The sequence below is a fragment of the Rhizobium lusitanum genome (genome assembly GCF_014189535.1).
Classification (GTDB): domain Bacteria; phylum Pseudomonadota; class Alphaproteobacteria; order Rhizobiales; family Rhizobiaceae; genus Rhizobium; species Rhizobium lusitanum_C.
Map to the genome: position 1 here is coordinate 1,965,921 of NZ_CP050307.1, position 17,561 is coordinate 1,983,481.

7 protein-coding genes and 3 pseudogenes are annotated in these 17,561 nt (G+C 60.0%); 2 read left to right on the forward strand and 8 right to left on the reverse strand.

Annotated features, from left to right (window positions below; all coding sequences use genetic code 11):
• Window positions 1-83 precede the first annotated feature (83 nt).
• The 6 genes and pseudogenes from HB780_RS12100 to HB780_RS12125 form a co-directional block, all read right to left on the reverse strand.
• Window positions 84-2,350 (reverse strand): annotated as a pseudogene (locus HB780_RS12100) (molybdopterin cofactor-binding domain-containing protein).
• Window positions 2,347-2,808, reverse strand: coding sequence for a (2Fe-2S)-binding protein (locus tag HB780_RS12105; protein ID WP_183688025.1), 462 nt, complete (start codon window positions 2,806-2,808; stop codon window positions 2,347-2,349). The pseudogene HB780_RS12100 and the gene HB780_RS12105 overlap by 4 nt, the downstream one beginning before the upstream one ends.
• A 286-nt stretch (window positions 2,809-3,094) precedes the next feature.
• Window positions 3,095-4,591 (reverse strand): ATP-binding protein, encoded by a 1,497-nt coding sequence (locus HB780_RS12110; protein ID WP_183688027.1) that lies wholly within the window; start codon window positions 4,589-4,591, stop codon window positions 3,095-3,097.
• On the reverse strand, window positions 4,588-5,313 hold the full coding sequence (locus HB780_RS12115; RefSeq protein WP_183688029.1) for a response regulator: 726 nt from the start codon (window positions 5,311-5,313) through the stop codon (window positions 4,588-4,590). The genes HB780_RS12110 and HB780_RS12115 overlap by 4 nt, the downstream gene beginning before the upstream one ends.
• Before the next feature lie 118 nt (window positions 5,314-5,431).
• Complete coding sequence (locus HB780_RS12120; protein WP_183688031.1) at window positions 5,432-8,587, reverse strand: efflux RND transporter permease subunit; 3,156 nt, start codon at window positions 8,585-8,587, stop codon at window positions 5,432-5,434.
• Window positions 8,588-8,596: 9 nt separating this feature from the next.
• A pseudogene (locus HB780_RS12125) lies at window positions 8,597-9,809 on the reverse strand (efflux RND transporter periplasmic adaptor subunit).
• 860 nt (window positions 9,810-10,669) lie between these two features.
• On the opposite strand from HB780_RS12125, the gene HB780_RS12130 reads away from it, so the two are divergent.
• Entirely contained in the window at window positions 10,670-11,248 is a 579-nt protein-coding gene (locus HB780_RS12130; protein WP_183688033.1) for a flavodoxin, read from the forward strand.
• Between the two features lie 278 nt (window positions 11,249-11,526).
• Window positions 11,527-13,607: pseudogene (locus HB780_RS12135) on the forward strand (carboxy terminal-processing peptidase).
• Window positions 13,608-13,993: 386 nt separating this feature from the next.
• Here the strand turns inward: HB780_RS12135 and HB780_RS12140 are convergent.
• Together HB780_RS12140 and HB780_RS12145 are read right to left on the reverse strand one after the other, a co-directional pair.
• Window positions 13,994-15,331, reverse strand: coding sequence for a diguanylate cyclase domain-containing protein (locus HB780_RS12140; protein ID WP_286202932.1), 1,338 nt, complete (start codon window positions 15,329-15,331; stop codon window positions 13,994-13,996).
• Window positions 15,332-15,749: 418 nt separating this feature from the next.
• Entirely contained in the window at window positions 15,750-17,117 is a 1,368-nt protein-coding gene (locus HB780_RS12145; RefSeq protein WP_183688037.1) for an acetyl-CoA hydrolase/transferase family protein, read from the reverse strand.
• Between the last annotated feature and the right edge of the window lie 444 nt (window positions 17,118-17,561).

A 17,561-nucleotide genomic window follows, 5' to 3' on the forward strand; every position in this document is an offset into this window, starting at 1 on the left:
CTTGCGCAGTTTCCCGAAGACAAGGTGTCTCGCCGTTCGAGGCGATGGGAACCAGGCAAAGCAGGGCGGCCTCTCATGACGACCTAGCTTTCAAACGCATACTGAGAAAGCGGCATGCTGCGGATACGCTGACCCGTCAGCGTGGAGACCGCATTGGCGACGGCCGGAGGGATGGCGGGAAGTCCCGGCTCCCCTATGCCGCCCATCTGCGCACCGCTCTCGATGATACGCGTATGCACGCGCGCCATTCGATCGGGAGGCAGGATGGGATAAAGATCGTAATTGCGCGCGACCGGCTCGCCATTCTTGTAAATGGCCTCCTCCATCAAGACCTGGGAGAGGCCGAGCGCCGTCGCCGAATTGATCTGGGCCTCGATAATCGCCGGATTGACGATGCTGCCAGGATCTATCGCTTCCCAGATATCATGGACCACGACCTCTCCCTTTCGTATCGAAACCTCGGCGATGGCTGCCGTATGGCTGCCGAAGGGGGAGGCCATCGCCACCCCCGCGCCCTGCGCGAACCGTCGTCGGCCGTGAAAGGCCCTCTTTTCCAGCCTCCGGAAAGGTCTCCGACCGCCTTGAGCAGGTTGGTCAATCGCTCATTGCCCTGAAGGAGGCGCAGCCGCAGCTCGAACGGGTCCTGTTTTCCCTTATCCGCCAATTCATCCAGGAATGACTCGTAGAGAAAATCGTTCATGGAGTTGCCGACAGATCGCCAATAGGCAAGCATGGTCGGGTTTTCCACGTAGATCTGGGCAATGCGGCGATTGGGAATGGCATAGGCTTTGCCCGTCAATCCTTCCACCGCCGTGTCGTCGATCTTGTCGTCGCTGTGGCCGGAGATCCCTTCGGTCGGCCCCTCGCAAACGGTAATCGCCTCAAGCGCGATCGGCATGCCCTTGTCGTCAAGTGCCCCTCGGAAGCGAACAGCTGCCATCGGGCGCAGCGGATCGCGTAGGAACTCCTCTTCCCGGCTCCAGATCAGCTTGACCGGACGGCCGACTTCCTTGGCAAGCTGGATGGCCTGGGGATAGGGATTGGCCGCCGCATAGAGGAAATGGCGACCGAAAAAGCCACCCAGCAGCGGGCTGTGAATCTTGACCTTCGACGGATCGAGGCCGGTCGACTTGGCGATCGCCGCCTGGAACATTTCGGGGGCCTGATTGGGTATCCAGAGCTCCAGCGTTCCATCATCATTGAACCGCGCCAGCGCCGACGGCGGCTCCAACTGCGCATGATGAACATATTGGCTGTGATAGGTGGCGGAAACGACTGTCTTGGCGCTGGCCAAAACGCTCGCAGCATCGCCTTCCTTCTCCGCGTCCTTGCCATCCCCAGCTTCATTGGCAAGACGATTGCTAAAGGCGGCAGTGGAAAAATCCGCCGGCATGTTGCGCGCGCCCGGTATGAGCGGCTGCGCGCCCGGCTCGTTCCAATCGACCTGCAGCGCTTCTACCGCACGCTTGGCGTTCCACCATCTTTCCGCGACAACCGCGACGGCACCGGGCAACCGATGGACCGAATGCACGCCGGCCATCGCCTTGACGTCTGCTTCGTTGCGGATGTTGCCGACCGACAGGCCTAGGCGTGGCGCATGCTGGACGGCGGCATGCAGCATGCCGTCGACCTTGCAATCGATGGCATAGATGGCCCTGCCAGTTGACTTATCGAGAACATCGAGCCGTTTCACCGGCTTGCCAATCCAGCGGAACTGGCTGCGCTCCTTGAGCGTCACACTTTCCGGAGCCGGCACGGGAAGGCTCATCGCATCCGTGGCGACGTCGCCATACGCAAGCTTGCGGCCGGACGCGGTATGGATGACCTGGCCCGGCTCGGTTGTCAGCTCACCGACAGGAACCTTCAGGCGCGTTGCGGCTGCCTCAAGGATCATCGCACGCGCAAGGGCGCCCAGCCGACGCATCGTGTCATAGCTCATACGCACCGACATGCTGCCGCCGGTGATGCGCATCTTGCCGCCGATGACCAGATAATCCGAGCCCGTCGGCGCGTTTTCCACGATGAACGAACTGGGATCCATGTCGAGCTCTTCGCCGACGATCTGCGCCATGGCCGTAAAGACGCCCTGCCCGCCTTCGACGAAGGGGCTCATGAAGCGCACGGTATTATCAGGCCGAATTTCAAGAAACGCGGGAACCCGCGTGCCCGGCGCCATGGCGCTTGTCGCCTGTTGTGCCCGCGCGGTGCCGGCGGGTATCCCGAACCCAAGCACCAGGGCGCCGGTCATCGTTCCCGCGGCGCCGAGAAGAAAGCCCCGGCGAGAAATGTTGACTGGCGCTCCATCGGGAAATTCGCCTTCCAAAGCGAGTTTACGGTCGATCTCGTTCATAGCGTTTCCACCTTCTGGCCGGAGAGCTCCTGGACGGCAGCCTTGATCGAGTTGTAGGTTCCGCATCGACAGAGATTGATCATCGCAGCCGCTATATCTTCTTCAGACGGTTTGGCCGTCTGCTTGAGCAGCGCCGTCGCCGCCATGACCTGACCCGACTGACAGTAGCCACACTGGGGGACCTGATGCTCGACCCAGGCGGCCACGACCTTCTTGCCGACGGGATCATTCTCGATCGCTTCGATCGTGGTGATATTTCGACCCACCACGCTCTCCACCGGCGTCACGCAGGAACGGACGATCTCGCCGTCTACAAGGACGGAACAGGCACCGCATTGAGCCAGACCGCAGCCATATTTGGTGCCGGTTAGTCCGAGTTCATCACGGATCACCCAGAGAAGCGGCGTGTCGTTACCCGACTCGACCTGATAGATTTGATTGTTGATTTGAAGTCTCATGGCTCTTCCTCGGGATTTGACACGACGGTGAACGCAGGCGTTATATTAGTATTGGCTATCTAGGTTGTGCGATCAATTATCGGTGACCACAAAAGCTCACCCGGATCCGGCTGGGTAAGCTCCACTTGCGATTTACATTCCCGTTTGAATTGCCTGTCACAGCTCGTGATGCCCGCTATGGATTCAAACGGCATTGTAACGGAATAGGTCGCCTTCATTAATACCGGAAATCGGCATACGCTTATGAAACAGGCTCATAAATCGACCCGCCGCTTCGCGTCCGCGCCTATCCTTCCTGACTGGCGAGCCTGAACGGTCCCGACCGCCTCTTTCGCCTGCTCGCCCTTGCAGGTGTTTGCACATGACCCTCCTGCGGCAGGGAGATGACCGCCTTGAGGCCAGGGTCGTTGGGAGTGAGCTGAATGTCGCCGCCGTGCTGCCTTGCAATGGCGCGGGCGATCGACAAGCCCAGCCCAACACCACCGGTATCCCTGCTTCGAGAGGCCTCCAGACGGAAGAAGGGGGCGAAGACCTTCTCCCTCATGTTCTCGGGAATGCCGGGACCATTGTCTTCCACCACGATATCGATGGTGGTGGCTGAATGGAGGATATAGACCTTCGCATGGCCGCCGTAGCGCGCCGCATTTTCGGTGAGGTTTCGCACCGCGCGGCGCAGCCCGTCCGGCCGGCACCGGTAGGTCGTCTTCGGCCCCTCGATATATTCCACCGGCAGGCCGAGATCGGCAAGGTCGTCGCAGATGCTGCCGACCAGCGCCTCCAGTTCTATGGCGCGCGTTTCCTCCGCCGTGGACTCTCCGCGCGCAAAGGAAATGGCAGCCTCCGTCATGCTTTGAAGCTCGTCGATCGTCGACAGCATCTTCTGCTGGATGTCGGCGTCCTTGACGAACTCGGCCCTGAGCCGCAACGAGGTCAGCGGCGTTCGGAGATCGTGGCCGATCGCGGCCAGCATCCGGGTGCGATCATCGACAAAGCGATGAAGACGCTCCTGCATTTTGTTGAATGCCTCGGCGGTGCGTCTGATATCGTCGGGACCGTTTTCAGGCAGAGGCGGGAGGTTTTCACCCCTGCCCAAGGCTTCCGCCGAAAGCGCGAGACGCCTCAGCGGACGCGCGATACGACTGGCGATGAACACCCCGAGGAGCGACAGGATCAGTGCGGTTGTCGTCAGCGAAGTGAGTGATTTCAAACTCCACCACTGGTCGATGTCGGCCTTGTAGAAAGCCGTGTTCAGCCAGACGCCGTCGCCAAGTTTAATCACTAGCCCATATCCATTGCGGTCGCCGAAGTAGACGAACTTGGCAGGTTGCGGCGAGCTCCATAGAACCGGCGGCGGCGTGGTCCATCTAATGGATGCATCTGCCGCCGTCACATCTTCGGACATCAGGCGCCCTGCTTTGGGATTCGAGCGAAAACCATACTTTCCGGTGAGATCGATGAAGTTTTCGATCGGGCGGGTCAATTCCGTTGCCGCGCGGGCTCGCCATGCATTGGCGTCGGTCGGCTCTTCCGTCGAGAGCCAGAATCGGGAATAGCTGGTCTCGCTGGCAAGAAGAGCCTGCTCGCGCAGCGGTTCGGGCACGGATTCCATCAGCCGCGTGACCGAGGCGCACCTGCTGAAGAACTCGCTTTTCATCGCCGCATGCAACGCCTTGGTTCGCTCGTCCCAGGAGATCACGAATGTCAGGGCCTGCGAGACCACGAGTGCAAGCAGGGTGAACCCTATGAATTGCGCGGCAAGGCTTCTTCTCCACCAGTAGATCATTCGAACCCCACATCCACCGACAGGCTGTAACCGCCACCCCAATGCGTCTTGATGACCGACGGATTTTTCGGGTCCGGCTCGATCTTCTTGCGCAGCCGGCTCACCTGATTGTCGATGCTCCTGTCGAAAATATCGGCTGTCTTCCCGACAGTCAGGTCGAGAAGCTGCTCGCGACTGAGAACCAGGCCGGGACGTTCGAGGAACACTCTCAAAAGCCTGAACTCCGCCGTGCTGAGCGGAATACCGACGCCGTCATCTCCGGAAAGTTCCTGCCGGCCCATATTGACGCGCCAGTTCCCGACGCGGACGACCTTTGCCTTTTTCAGCGTTTCCCGTTGCTGGTGCGGCACGCTGTTTGCCCGGCGCAAGACGGCCCTGATCCGCGCCAGCAGCTCGCGTGGATTGAACGGTTTTATGAGATAGTCGTCAGCGCCGAGTTCGAGGCCGATGATGCGGTCGGTATCCTCGGTCATCGCCGTGAGGAATATAATCGGAACATCCATCGTCGCCCGCAGGTGGCGGCAGACGGAGAGGCCATCCTCGCCGGGCATCATGACGTCGAGAACGACGAGGTCGACCGAACTGCGCTCAAGAATCCGCCTGAGTGCCGCACCACTGTCGGCCACGCTCACCTTGTAGCCCTGCTGCTCAAGATACTGGCCGACAAGGTCTCTTATGTCCGCGTGGTCATCGACGACAGCGATATGCGCAGCTTTTTGCATATACAGTTTCCACCATGTTGAGCCACTTTACAAAAGCACGGCCCAGTCCGCATCGAAAAAAGTGTATCAAAGTTTCACAATGACCGCCCGGTTGCGACCCGCACGGCAGGCAGCGATATCAAGTTTCATGGATACCGGAGGCCGTCACATCGGTAGGCTCCGGCTCGCGCACAAGTGGGCTCTTCTCCGGCTTGCGGAGGAAGCCAACGACGAAGGTGAAAAATACCGGCACGAAGAAGATGGCGAGCAGGGTTGCGGAAATCATGCCGCCGAGCACACCGGTTCCGATGGCGTTCTGGCTCGCCGCACTTGCGCCCGTTGCGATCGCCAGCGGCACCACACCCAATGTGAAGGCAAGCGAGGTCATCAGGATCGGCCGGAACCTCATCCGCGCAGCCTCGATCGCAGCCTCCCGCGCCGAGCGCCCCTCCGCGACGAGATCTTTTGCGAATTCGACGATGAGGATCGCGTTCTTGGCCGAAAGGCCGATGATGGCGATAAGACCGACGAGGAAATAGATATCGTTCGGCAACCCGCGCAGCATCACCGCCAGGACCGAGCCCAGCACGCCGAGCGGCACAACAAGCATGACCGACAGGGGGATCGACCAGCTTTCGTAAAGGGCCGCCAGCAGGAGGAAGACGAAGAGAACGCTGAGGCCGATCAAGAAAGGCGCCTGCGATCCAGACTGGATTTCCTGGAAGGATTGCCCGGTCCATTCGAAGCCGAAGCCCGCCGGCAGTTGTTGCGACAGCCGCTCCATTTCGGCGATGGCATCTCCCGAGGAATATCCGGCCGCCGCCTGTCCGCCGATACGGGTCGAGGGATAGCCGTTATAGCCGACCACCTGCGATGGACCTCGGACCCAGTCGATCGATGCAAAAGCGGACAGAGGGACCATGCTGCCATGACTGTTCCTGACGTTCAGCCTCAGCAGGTCCTGTGACTGCATGCGCTGCACGGCGTCCGCCTGCACGGTCACGCGCTGCATCCGGCCGGCATTCGGATAATCGTTGATATAGGACGACCCGAAGTTCGCCGACAGCGTGGCGTTGATGTCGCTGAAGCCGACGCCGAAGGCGTTTGCCTTCTCGCGGTCGATCATCAGGTTGATCTGCGCGGCATCCGGCAGGCCCTCGACACGAACCCCGGCAAGAACGGGACTGGCCCGGGCCGCATTCAGCAATTGCGCCGAGGCCGCGGCAAGCGCCGTCTGCCCTGCACCTGATCGATCCTGAAGGCGATAGGCAAATCCATTCGAGGTGCCGAGACCCTGGATCGGCGGCGGCGAGAGCGCGCGCACCGAGGCATCGCGGATCGCGGCAAATTTCGCATTCACCCGCGCGGCGATCGCGGCGGCGGAATCGCTCGGGCCGCGCTCGCTCCAATCCTTCAGCGTGATGAAGGCAAGGCCGGCATTTTGCCCAGACCCGGAATAGGAAAAGCCCGAGACGGCGACGACATTCCTGATGGCGGCTTCATCCATAAGTATCCGTTCCATCTGCCTGATCGCCTCGCGCGTCCTGTCGGTGCTTGCTTCGGCGGGCGCCTGCAGTTCGGCGATCAGGTAGCCCTGGTCCTCGTTCGGCAGAAACGAGTTCGGCAATTGCAGGTAAGCCCATCCGAGCCCGCCGAGCAGGGCAAGATAAATGAGCATGAAGCGGCCGGCGCGTCTGACCGTTGCCCCGACGCCGACCGAATAGCGCCGCGTCAGGCTGTCGAAGCCGCGATTGAACCAGCGGAAAAAGAAGGTCCTGCGTTCGCGCCCGTGGGAGACCGGCTTCAGGAAGGATGCGCAGAGTGCGGGCGTGAAGGTCAGCGCCAGCAGGCCGGAGAACAGGATCGAGACGACCATGGTCAGGCTGAACTGCTGGTAAATGACCCCGACAGCTCCGGGGAAAAATGCCATCGGAATGAAGACCGCTGTCAGGACGAGGGTAATGCCGATGATCGCGCCTGTGATCTGCGACATCGCCTTCTTCGTCGCCTCCTTCGGCGACAGTTTTTCCTCGGCCATGATGCGCTCGACATTCTCGACCACGACGATGGCGTCATCGACGAGAATGCCGATCGCCAGCACCATAGCGAACATGGTGAGCACGTTGATCGAGAAGCCGGCGGCATACATTACCGCGCATGCGCCGAGAAGTGCTACCGGGACGACGAGTGTCGGAATGATGGTGTAGCGGATGTTCTGTAGAAACAGGAACATGACGATGAAGACGAGGACGATCGCCTCGAGCAGCGTGTGCACGACCTTCTCGATGGAAACCTCGACGAAAGGCGTGGTGTCGTAGGACACCTCGTAGCTGAGGCCAGGCGGGAAATAGCGGGAGAGATCCTCCATGGTCGCGCGGACCTGCTCGGCCGTGGCAAGGGCGTTGCCAGTCGGCGTCAGCTGGATGCCGACATTCGCGCTTGGCTGACCGTTGAGGCGGCTCGCGAAATTATAATTCTCTCCGCCGACTTCGACCCGCGCAACGTCGCGCAGCCGCACCGCCGAACCGTCCGGATTTGCGCGAAGGACAATCCCGCCGAATTCCTGTGGCGACCGCAACTGCCCCTGGACATTGACGATGGCCGATGTCTGCTGGCCGGGCAAATTCGGGCTGGCGCCAACGCGCCCCGCTGTGACCTGAGCATTCTGCGCGGTGATCGCATTGGTGATATCCGCCGCCGTCAGGTTGAGGCCGAGCATCCTGTCCGGATCCATCCAGATACGCATGGAGCGCTGCGTGGCGAAGAGCTGCGCATTGCCGACACCCGGAACGCGCCGCAATTCCCCGATGACGTTTCTGCTCAGATAGTCGCCGAGACCGACCGCATCCGTCCTGCCGTCCTCTGAACGCAGCACGACCATCATCAGGAACGAGGTTCCGGCCCGATCCACCCTGATGCCCTGCTGCGTCACCGCACTCGGCAGGCGTGGCTCGACACGGGCAATGCGGTTCTGCACCTCAACCTGCGCCTCGCCGACATTCGTTCCCGTCTCGAAGGTGACGTTGAGCGCGATGCGGCCGGAGGCTTCCGACACGGATTCGAAATAGAGCAGCCCCGGAACGCCATTCAGCTCCTCCTCGATGGGACGGGTGACCGACTGGTAGATGTCCTCCGGCGTGGCGCCAGGATAGTTCGTCGAGACCGTGATCTGCGGCGGCGCGACCTGTGGATAGCGCGCAATCGGCATGAGCGGCAGGGTGAGGATGCCCGCAAGCGTGATGAAGATCGCCACGACCCAGGCAAAGATCGGGCGGTCGATGAAGAAATTGGCCATGAAGGCACCTTATCTTTGCAGGGGCAGATTGGCTTGGGCGGCTACGCGCTCGGCCGTTTCCGCGGTCGGTTTGGCGGCGGCGACGGCGGGATCGGTCCAGGGCTGGGGCGCCACCGTCGCGCCGGCGCGTGCCCGCTGGAAGCCGTCGACGACGACGCGGTCTCCGGCTTGAATGCCCTGATCTATGATCCAGCGCTGGCCGATCGCGCGGCCAACCGCAACGCTGCGCTGCTCGAGCTTGTTCTCATTCGCGATGACGAGAAGGCTTGCATTGCCGGCCGCGTCCCTCTGGACAGCCTGTTGCGGGACCGCAAGGCCCGCGTTCCGGGTCCCTTGCGCGACCTCGACGCGCACATACATGCCAGGCAGCAGTTCGCCGTCGGGATTTGGAAACTCGCCCCGAAGAGTGACTTGCCCGGTGGTCGCATCGACGGCCGCCTCCGAAAACAGAACCCGGCCGGGATGCGGGTATTCCGTGCCATCATCGAGACGCAACCCGACGCGAGCCTCGTTGGACCCTGCGGTCAGGCTGCCATTGGCGAACGCCTTGCGGAGACGGTTGAGATCGGCCGCCGGTTGGGTAAAGTCGGCATAGATCGGGTTCAGTTGCTGGATCGTCGCCAGATTTTCCGAGCCGTTGGCCGAGACCAGCGCGCCCTCGGTGATCAGCGCACGCCCGATCCGGCCGGAGATCGGCGCCGTCACATTGGAATATTGCAGGTTAAGCTTGGCCGAGACGAGCCCCGCCTCGGCGACGGCGACATCCGCATCGGCCTGCGCCAGCCGGGCGACGGCGGAATCATAATCCTGCCGGCTGGTGACATTCGACTTGCGAAGCTGTTCCTGCCGCTCGGCGGTCTGTCTCGCATCCAGTTGCACCGCCTTTGCCCGACGCAGGGTGGCTTCGGCACTGTCGACCTGGGCCTTGAAGGGCGCCGGGTCGATTCTATAGAGCACGTCTCCCTGGCTTACCGTTGCGCCCTGCTGAAAGACCTGTTCGGTGACGATACCCGAAACGCGCGGCCTGACCTCTGCCACTCTCGTGGCGGTCACCCGGCCGGGAAGCTCGGTGGTCATCGGCAGCGCCTCTGGGGGAAACCGTGATGAAGCCGACGGCTGGCGGCGGCGGGGTCTGTGGAGCGGAAGCCTCGCCCCGTTCGCACGCGCTCAGGCTCAAGGTCGTTATAGAAGCGGCAGCCAAGCGGACGAATAGCATGCGCATATGGAACTCCATATCAGATGGACGGGGATGGCGATCAGCGATAGCCGGCGGGCATTAGCGATCGCGCCGGCGCTGGCCGACAGCCGGCTCCCCCTCAAATCGCGCGGCCGATACTTTGCATTTCAAAAGGTATGAGGTCGGAACCATCGTGCTCAACTCCGTCGACATCGTGGGGACTTTGGAGCCGGCAAACTACACGGCGGCTGTCGCAAGGATGTGCCCGGCACGGGCCAATTTGTAACAAGCTGTCGCAACTTTATCGCATCTGCCGCGCGCGCCGATGCTGCGACGCAGCAAGAGCCGCGCACCGTGACGACAAGGGCCAAAGCAGAGCCGTGCCCCTGAAAAGCATGGAACCTAGCGATGCATTGCTTCAGGTATTATCAGGATGAGCCTGTCTTCACGCCTTGGGCGAGCGGCGCCCTACTCCGCGACATGCGTCTACATCTTCGGCACAAAGCTGCGACATGCCTGGCCTATCTTCCGGTTCGAACTTCACTGCGCGTTCGGCAATGTCGAAACCAACAGGAGGATAAGAAATTGGCCATTGAGCTATCGCAAATCGCAATATTGCGCAGAGTGCTCGAAGACTTCTGCTCCCGCCACGATCTGAGGCTCTCCGACCAACCCGCGATCATCGCCGCACGGGAACTCATGAGATTTGCGGACGAAGGTGAAAGCGATCCCGCAAATCTCACACTCCGTCTCGACGAGACGATGCCCTCACATCTTCATCGCGAACCACTGTCCGCAAGGGCATAAGCATGCGTTCAACGATGTTCGACCGATGCGGCCCATGCTCTGAAATACATGGATGATCTGGCCGCTCGCAACGAACTTCTGAAAAGGAAAGTAAGAGTATGCCGCTTTCTCGCCGTACTATGCTCACCTCGATGGCCGCTATGGCGGTCATTCCGAGCTGGAGCTTCGCAGCGGAACCCCGCAGGATATTGCTCGCCTACTATTCCTATACGGGGAACACCAGATCGGTTGCGGAAAAGCTCCAGGCGCATGTAGGTGCGCAGCTTCTCGAGATCAAAATGGCAGACCCCTACCCCTCCGACATCCGCAAGGCGACGGAGCGATCGAGACATGAGCTTGAAAGCGGCGAGCTTCCCGCATTGCTAGGCTACCCCTACGACGTGTCGGATTATGATCTGATCCTTGTCGGAGGCCCGGTGTGGTGGAACACCGTCGCGGCACCCGTCATGAGCTTTCTCGAGCGGACGGACTTCCGTGGCCGGAGCGTCGGCCTCTTCGCCACCTACGCGCTCACCCCTTCACACTATGAGAGCAACTTCGCGGCCCAGGCCCACAACGCATCCTTCCTGCCGGATCTGATGGTCAACGAGTTCGATCTTGCAAACGGACAGGCTGGAGATGCGATAACTTCCTGGGCATCCCATTACCTGCTCAAGGATAGGCCACGAGCGTTGTGACGGTAACGTCATGCGCAATCACGCGAAGTGCCTCATTGCCGTTTTCAGAATGGGGGTTCATTCAATCCCGTATAAGTGCTCGATGAATGAGGTGATGGGCCAGACAAGGATTTCGATCCGATCCCTGCCGCCTGCCGACCCTTAAATGCCGGTCGTGTACGGGGACATTCTGGAAATCTTTCCAGAGAGAGTGCATCCGTGCAGTTGCCAAAAAACCATAATTGTTCCACCAAGATCACAGATTAAACATTCAACGTTGAGAATCGGATCAAAGCTTAATGCGTATACAATACGGTTTCCTCTGCCTGTTCCTGGCAATTGCTCCGTCGGCATACGCTCTGGAAGCCGGTTCGCCACCAATTTTGACGCCCCTAGAGCAACAGGGGCAGGCCGCTCATTTGAGCGCACAATTTTTGACGCGCTACCACTACAGGCCCGTTCCACTTGATGATGCCTTGTCGGTCAAGGTCATGAACCGGTTTATCAAGTCTCTGGATCCGGACCGTGTCCTCTTCCTGCAAACGGATATCGACAAGTTCATGGCGGGCAGCACCAAGATCGATGACGCCATCGATCAGGAAGATTTGAATATCCCATTTTCTATTTTCAACGTTTATGAGCAGCGCGTCGTCGATCGCATGAGCTACGCGCGCGGCCTGCTTGGCCAGAAGTTCGACTTCAGCGTGCAGGAAGACTATCCCCTGATCCGCGACAAGGAGCCTTGGCCGCAATCCGACGCGGAAAGCAATGAACTGTGGCGCAAACGCGTCAAGAGCGACTGGCTACGCTTGAAACTGGCGGGCAAGGCCGACGCTGCTATTCGCGATACACTCGACAAACGCTACAAAAACTCGCTCGAGCGCGCCTACAAGTACAAGAGCGACGATGTGTTCCAGTCATTCATGGACGCCTATACAACGTCGATCGACCCGCACACCGACTATTTCGGCGCGACCGCTTCAGCTGAATTCGATATTTCCATGAAGCTTTCGCTGGTCGGTATCGGCGCGGTACTGCAGGAAAGAGATGACTACACGACGATCCGTGAGCTCGTGCCCGGTGGCCCGGCGCAATTGTCCGGCAAGCTTGCGGTCGGTGACCGCATTACCGGTGTTGGTCAAGGCGAGCACGGTGCGATAAAGGAAGTGGTCGGTACGCGCCTTGATGAAATCGTGCAAATGATCCGGGGGCAAAAGATTCTGTCGTGCGCCTGGACATCTTGCCGGCGGATGCCGGAGCCGATGGTAAACATCGCCTCATCAGCCTCGTGCGCGATAAGATCAGCCTTGAAAAGCAGGCTGCCCAGAAGACCATCCTGTCGGTAAAGGATGGCGACACCACGCGCAAAATCGGCGTGATCACTCTGCCGGCGTTCTATGAGGATTTCGAAGCGCGTCGAAAAGGCGACAAGGATTACAGAAGCGCAAGCCGCGATGTCGCCAAGCTTCTTACTGAGCTCAACCAAGACAAGGTCGATGGCGTTCTGATCGACTTACGCAACAATGGCGGCGGTTCGTTGTCCGAAGCGATCGATTTGACCGGCCTGTTCGTTGGCAAAGGTCCTGTGGTTCAGCAGCGCGATGCAGACGGTAAGGTGGATGTAGAAAGCGATGATCTTCCCGTGCCTGCCTGGACTGGTCCGGTTGGCGTGTTGATCAATCGCGGCTCGGCGTCCGCATCCGAGATTTTTGCCGCGGCGATACAGGACTATGGTCGAGGGGTGATTGTCGGAGAACCCAGTTTTGGTAAGGGCACCGTGCAAACCGTGGTCAATCTTGACCAGGTGGCCCGCAACAGCAAGCCGAAATTTGGCGAGCTGAAATTGACGGTTGCCCAGTTTTTCCGTGTCAATGGCGGCACCACACAGCTGCGCGGCGTGACACCTGACATCAGCCTGCCGGGCCTTTCGGACCCCAAGACCTTTGGTGAGGCAAGCTATGACAATGCTCTGCCATGGACCGAGGTCAAGCCAGCAAACTATAAGCCCGATGGCGATGTAAGGGCATTGCTGCCGCAACTGCAAAGTCGCCACGATGCCCGGGTGCGGGGCGATCGGGATTTCCAGCGCTTCGTGGAAGACATTGCCGAACTGAAGGCGCAGCGCGAGAAACGGGTTATCTCCCTCAATGAAACCGAACGTCGCAATGAAATGACTGCCCAGGCAAATCGTCTCAAGTCGCGCGAACAGATAAACGATGGCGTGGACACTGGCGGAGACGATGGCCTGCAGGCAAACGAGCGTAGCCTGAGTGCCGACATTGCCCTTGAAAAAGCCCGCAAGAGCGCGAAAGACGTCCTCTTGAACGAGGCCGCCTCCATTCTCGCCGATGAGGCGGATCTGCAGACAGGCACGCGCTGAAGGTTGGCGCGGATGGTTCACCGCGAGTTCGGCATGAGTTTCGGAGATTGCAGCGGCGATCAACGGAGCAGTCTTGGCGTATCTCGCCTATCAAGACGACGTGCATGTATGGCTGACGTCACTGGTTTGTGTAGCATGCCTGAGCTACGAGGTCGGTACCACCGGCCAGTGATGTCAGAAGATTCGGTACCGCGATTGTAAACTGATAGGTGATCCTGATCTGGGCAAAGCCGTTCAGACCGCCCGCGCAGCAGCACTCTTTCTTTGTCGAGGTTGATGTCCGACGCAGGCAAGGCCTATTGGCTCATTGAAGCGAGGGGCCGTTCGCTCAATGGCCAGGACACTTCGGGACCGGTTGCTTGCAGCGGGCCGCAAACGGCAGCCTTTCACGTCCTGGCCTGCTCGGATGTCAGCCGGACGTCGGAGGCCATCCGCCATGTGTTCCGTCCATCGGCCTTGGCCCGATACAATGCACGATCGGCCTCCTGAACGAGTTCTTCGCCATCCAGCCCGTCAACCGGCGCTGCTGCTATACCAATGCTGACGCCGATCTTGACTGCCAATCCCTTGATGAAGAAGGGCGGCTCGAAGGCACCGACGCAACGTTCCGCCAGATCGACAGCGTTCTTTTCGTCGCCCATCGTCAGAATCGCGAACTCGTCACCGCCCAGCCGCGCGACCATATGACCTTGCGCTTCAGCCTGCAGACGCTCGCCCACCTTCTTGAGCACGTCGTCGCCGGCGGCATGTCCGAAGGTATCATTTACGGGTTTGAAGCCGTCGAGGTCGAGACAGCAGACCGCAACGCCGGTCCCGTTGTTCGATTTCAAGTTTTCACCCAGAGCCTTGTAGAACTGCATGCGGTTCGGCAGTCCGGTCAGGACATCATGGTGCGCGAGGCGATTGGCTTCGGCCTCGGCGAAAATCCGGTCGCTGACGTCGGCAATGGTCAAGAGGAGCCGATGCTCGGCGCCTTCGTAAAGCCGGCGAACGTAGATGAGCACATGGCGCTCCACGCCCTCGGCCGTCCGTTGCCGCCAGACCGTGCGCGCTTCGCAATCACCATCGAGTTCATGCAGAGCCTTGGAAAATCTGTCGACCTCGTCTTCAACGTGCATATCGCATGCTCGCCTCGGCAGCGCCGGCGCTCCCTCAAAACCATAGAAATCGACGGCCGCTCGGTTGGCCTGAAGAATGGCAAGGGTGTCCCGATCGCACAGAAGCATCGGCATCGGATTTGCGTCGAAGAGCTGGCGAAGCCATTCTTCGCGCTCCTTCAACTCCGTAATATCAATCCGCGTGCCAATGGCGCCGCCATCCGGCGTGCGCCGATCGTCGTGTCTGAGCCACCGCCCATCACGTAACTGCTGCTCTTCCTGTGAAACGGGCTTGTGGAATTTCAGCATGCGCTCGCGGAGCCAGGCATTCTTGTCCTCCACGACCTCCCGCATCTCGCCGCTCGCGAGGCTGATCTTCAAGATATCCTCGAACGGAATGCCCGGCTGAAGATGGTCCGCGATATCGGCGTAGAGTTCGGCATACTTCTGGTTCCACAGCACATAGCGGTCCTCCGCATCGAAGACGCACACCGCTTCCGGCAACATCTCAATGACATACCGGAGACGAAGGTTTGCTTCACGCGCCTCCAGTCCTGCCGAAAGATCATTCCCCTCCGCATCGATGAGCACCGCCGTCATCGCGTCGGTGGCCGATGGCCACGTCATAACCCTCACACGGCATGATCGCTGCTCGCCATGACAATTTACCAAGAATGAAAATGATTCCTTTGCCACCAGCGGCCACTCGGGCAGCAGATCCTTTATGGCAGCACCAAGCAGCCGGTCATTTGGGCGAAATAGTTCCACAGCCTCGGGATTGGCAAATACAATCGAACCCGTAGCGCCGAAAACAAGTGCTGCCATCGGACACGCCTCAAGGAATGCTACGATCTCCGCACCAAGCATCACTACCCCAGCCGTACAGTCGTTCCAGACTTCCATCGAAGTTTGACTGTACCGCTCGATGGTAAAGGAATGTGATAATCTTTTGCCAAAGGCGCGTCTTTCATGATCCGTGGCCCGGATTCAGTTCTGGCTAAAATTCCGCCGTCCTGAAGGGATATGAACCGGCGACCTTCTTGTCTCACCGCTCGGCGTTCAAAGTCCGTGAATCCAACGCAGTATCAGCATAAAGCCCTGCCCCGTGGGCTGCCCGGTCCAGCTCCTCGCGAAAATCAGGGTGGGCCAGCCCAATCAGCGCCCTCGCTCGCTCGGCCACGGATTTGCCCTTGAGGTTGGCCCATCCATACTCGGTCACAACGATATGTGTGTCGTTGCGCGATGTTGTTACCGGCCCCGTCAGCGCCGGAACGATGCGCGAGAGCGTGCCTTTCGCCGCGGTGGAATGGCAGGCGATGATCGAGCGTCCGCCCCGCGAGGCATAAGCGCCGCGCACAAAATCAACCTGGCCGCCGGATGCACTGAACTGCCGTCCATTCATGAATTCAGAATTGCACGCTCCGTTCAGATCGATCTGCAGCGTCGCGTTGACCGACGCCACCCGGTCATTCTGGGCAATGACGAAGGGATTGTTCACATAATCGACCGGATAGGCCTCAACCTCCGGGTTGTTGTTCAGGAAGTCGTAGAGCGCCTGATCTCCCAGTGCAAAGGTGAAGATAGAGCGCCCGACATGTGTCTGCTTGCGACTATTGTCGACCACGCCCGCCTTGATCAGCCTGGCGAGCCCCGGCGTCATCATTTCCGTATGGATACCAAGGTGGCGATGCCCCGAAAGCCCCGAGCACACCGCATCGGGCAAAGCACCGATACCCATTTGCAGGCAATCGCCGTCTTCCACCAGGCCCGCAATGATCGCACCGATAGCATCATCGACCTCATTGCGCGGGGCGGCGGGGAGCAGAGGCAGGCTGACGTCGTTTTCAACCAGCGCCGTCACGCTTGAAACGGGGATCATGCAATCGCCCCGCACATACGGCATGTTTGGATTGACCTCGAGGATCAGCCGGATTCCGGGCTTTCTCGATACTGTAAGCGCGTAGTCGGTGCTGGCGCCAAGGCTGAAATTGCCATCCGCGTCCATCGGCGAGACGGTCGCAATCAAGGTGTCCACGCCGACATGCTCGATCAGCGAGCGTGGCACCTGGCTGAAGTGACAGGGTACCAGTTCGACGGCGGGCAATGCCTCCGCCAATCGCCTCTTGTCGAGCGCACGTTCCACGCCTCCATGAAAGTAACTCATCGGGACGATTACGTCGCGCAGCTCGAAATCGAACACGCTAGTGCCGGCGACGCCAGTACAAAGGAGATAATGAAGCCGCACATTCTCGACAGCTCCCGCGCGGGCCCGTTCGGCAAACGCCGCAAGGATGGCGGGTGGCTGGCCGGCGGCCAGTGGCATCGCAACCTTCGCCCCGGACGGGATCATAGCGACCGCCCTCTCGGCGGATGTCAGCCGTTCGCGATACTGCGGTTGATGGATCGTGGTCATTGGGCCCTCCTCCCAGTGCACTTTTCAGAAAAAATCAGCGTCCATTTCCAATGATCACATCCTCACCGGCATTTGCGGCCATTGCCGGCGCTTTCGTCTGCCGCAGAGCACCCTCCTCCACAAGAGGCGCGCAACGCCTGCTTTTGCAAGGCTGGACGCCAAGTGACGCGGCATTCGAGTGAGACTTCGTAAAGCAATGCGGCCTGGTCGCCTTGCTTCGGCCCTGCCATCCGGTTCGCTCCACCTCCTGTATCGGGAGTGAAGCAGCAATTTACATTGCAGGCAACGCCGGAGTTTTTATGCACAATCGGCCGTATGCGGCCGAAATGGCGCTCTTGAGGAGAGTCGAACCACAAACGTGCCAATGGACCGCGAGATGTTGCACGACATCATCGGCCGAAAACTCCAAGGCCGGCTCGCAAGCGGGAGATGGTCAAAGACATG

Bases quoted from the DNA above. Each gene is read 5' to 3' on its own strand.
- HB780_RS12105 (WP_183688025.1), bottom strand. From the start codon at position 2,808: ATGAGACTTCAAATCAACAATCAAATCTATCAGGTCGAGTCGGGTAAC.
- HB780_RS12110 (WP_183688027.1), bottom strand. From the start codon at position 4,591: ATGATCTACTGGTGGAGAAGAAGCCTTGCCGCGCAATTCATAGGGTTC.
- HB780_RS12115 (WP_183688029.1), bottom strand. From the start codon at position 5,313: ATGCAAAAAGCTGCGCATATCGCTGTCGTCGATGACCACGCGGACATA.
- HB780_RS12120 (WP_183688031.1), bottom strand. From the start codon at position 8,587: ATGGCCAATTTCTTCATCGACCGCCCGATCTTTGCCTGGGTCGTGGCG.
- HB780_RS12130 (WP_183688033.1), top strand. From the start codon at position 10,670: ATGCCGCTTTCTCGCCGTACTATGCTCACCTCGATGGCCGCTATGGCG.
- HB780_RS12140 (WP_286202932.1), bottom strand. From the start codon at position 15,331: ATGACGTGGCCATCGGCCACCGACGCGATGACGGCGGTGCTCATCGAT.
- HB780_RS12145 (WP_183688037.1), bottom strand. From the start codon at position 17,117: ATGACCACGATCCATCAACCGCAGTATCGCGAACGGCTGACATCCGCC.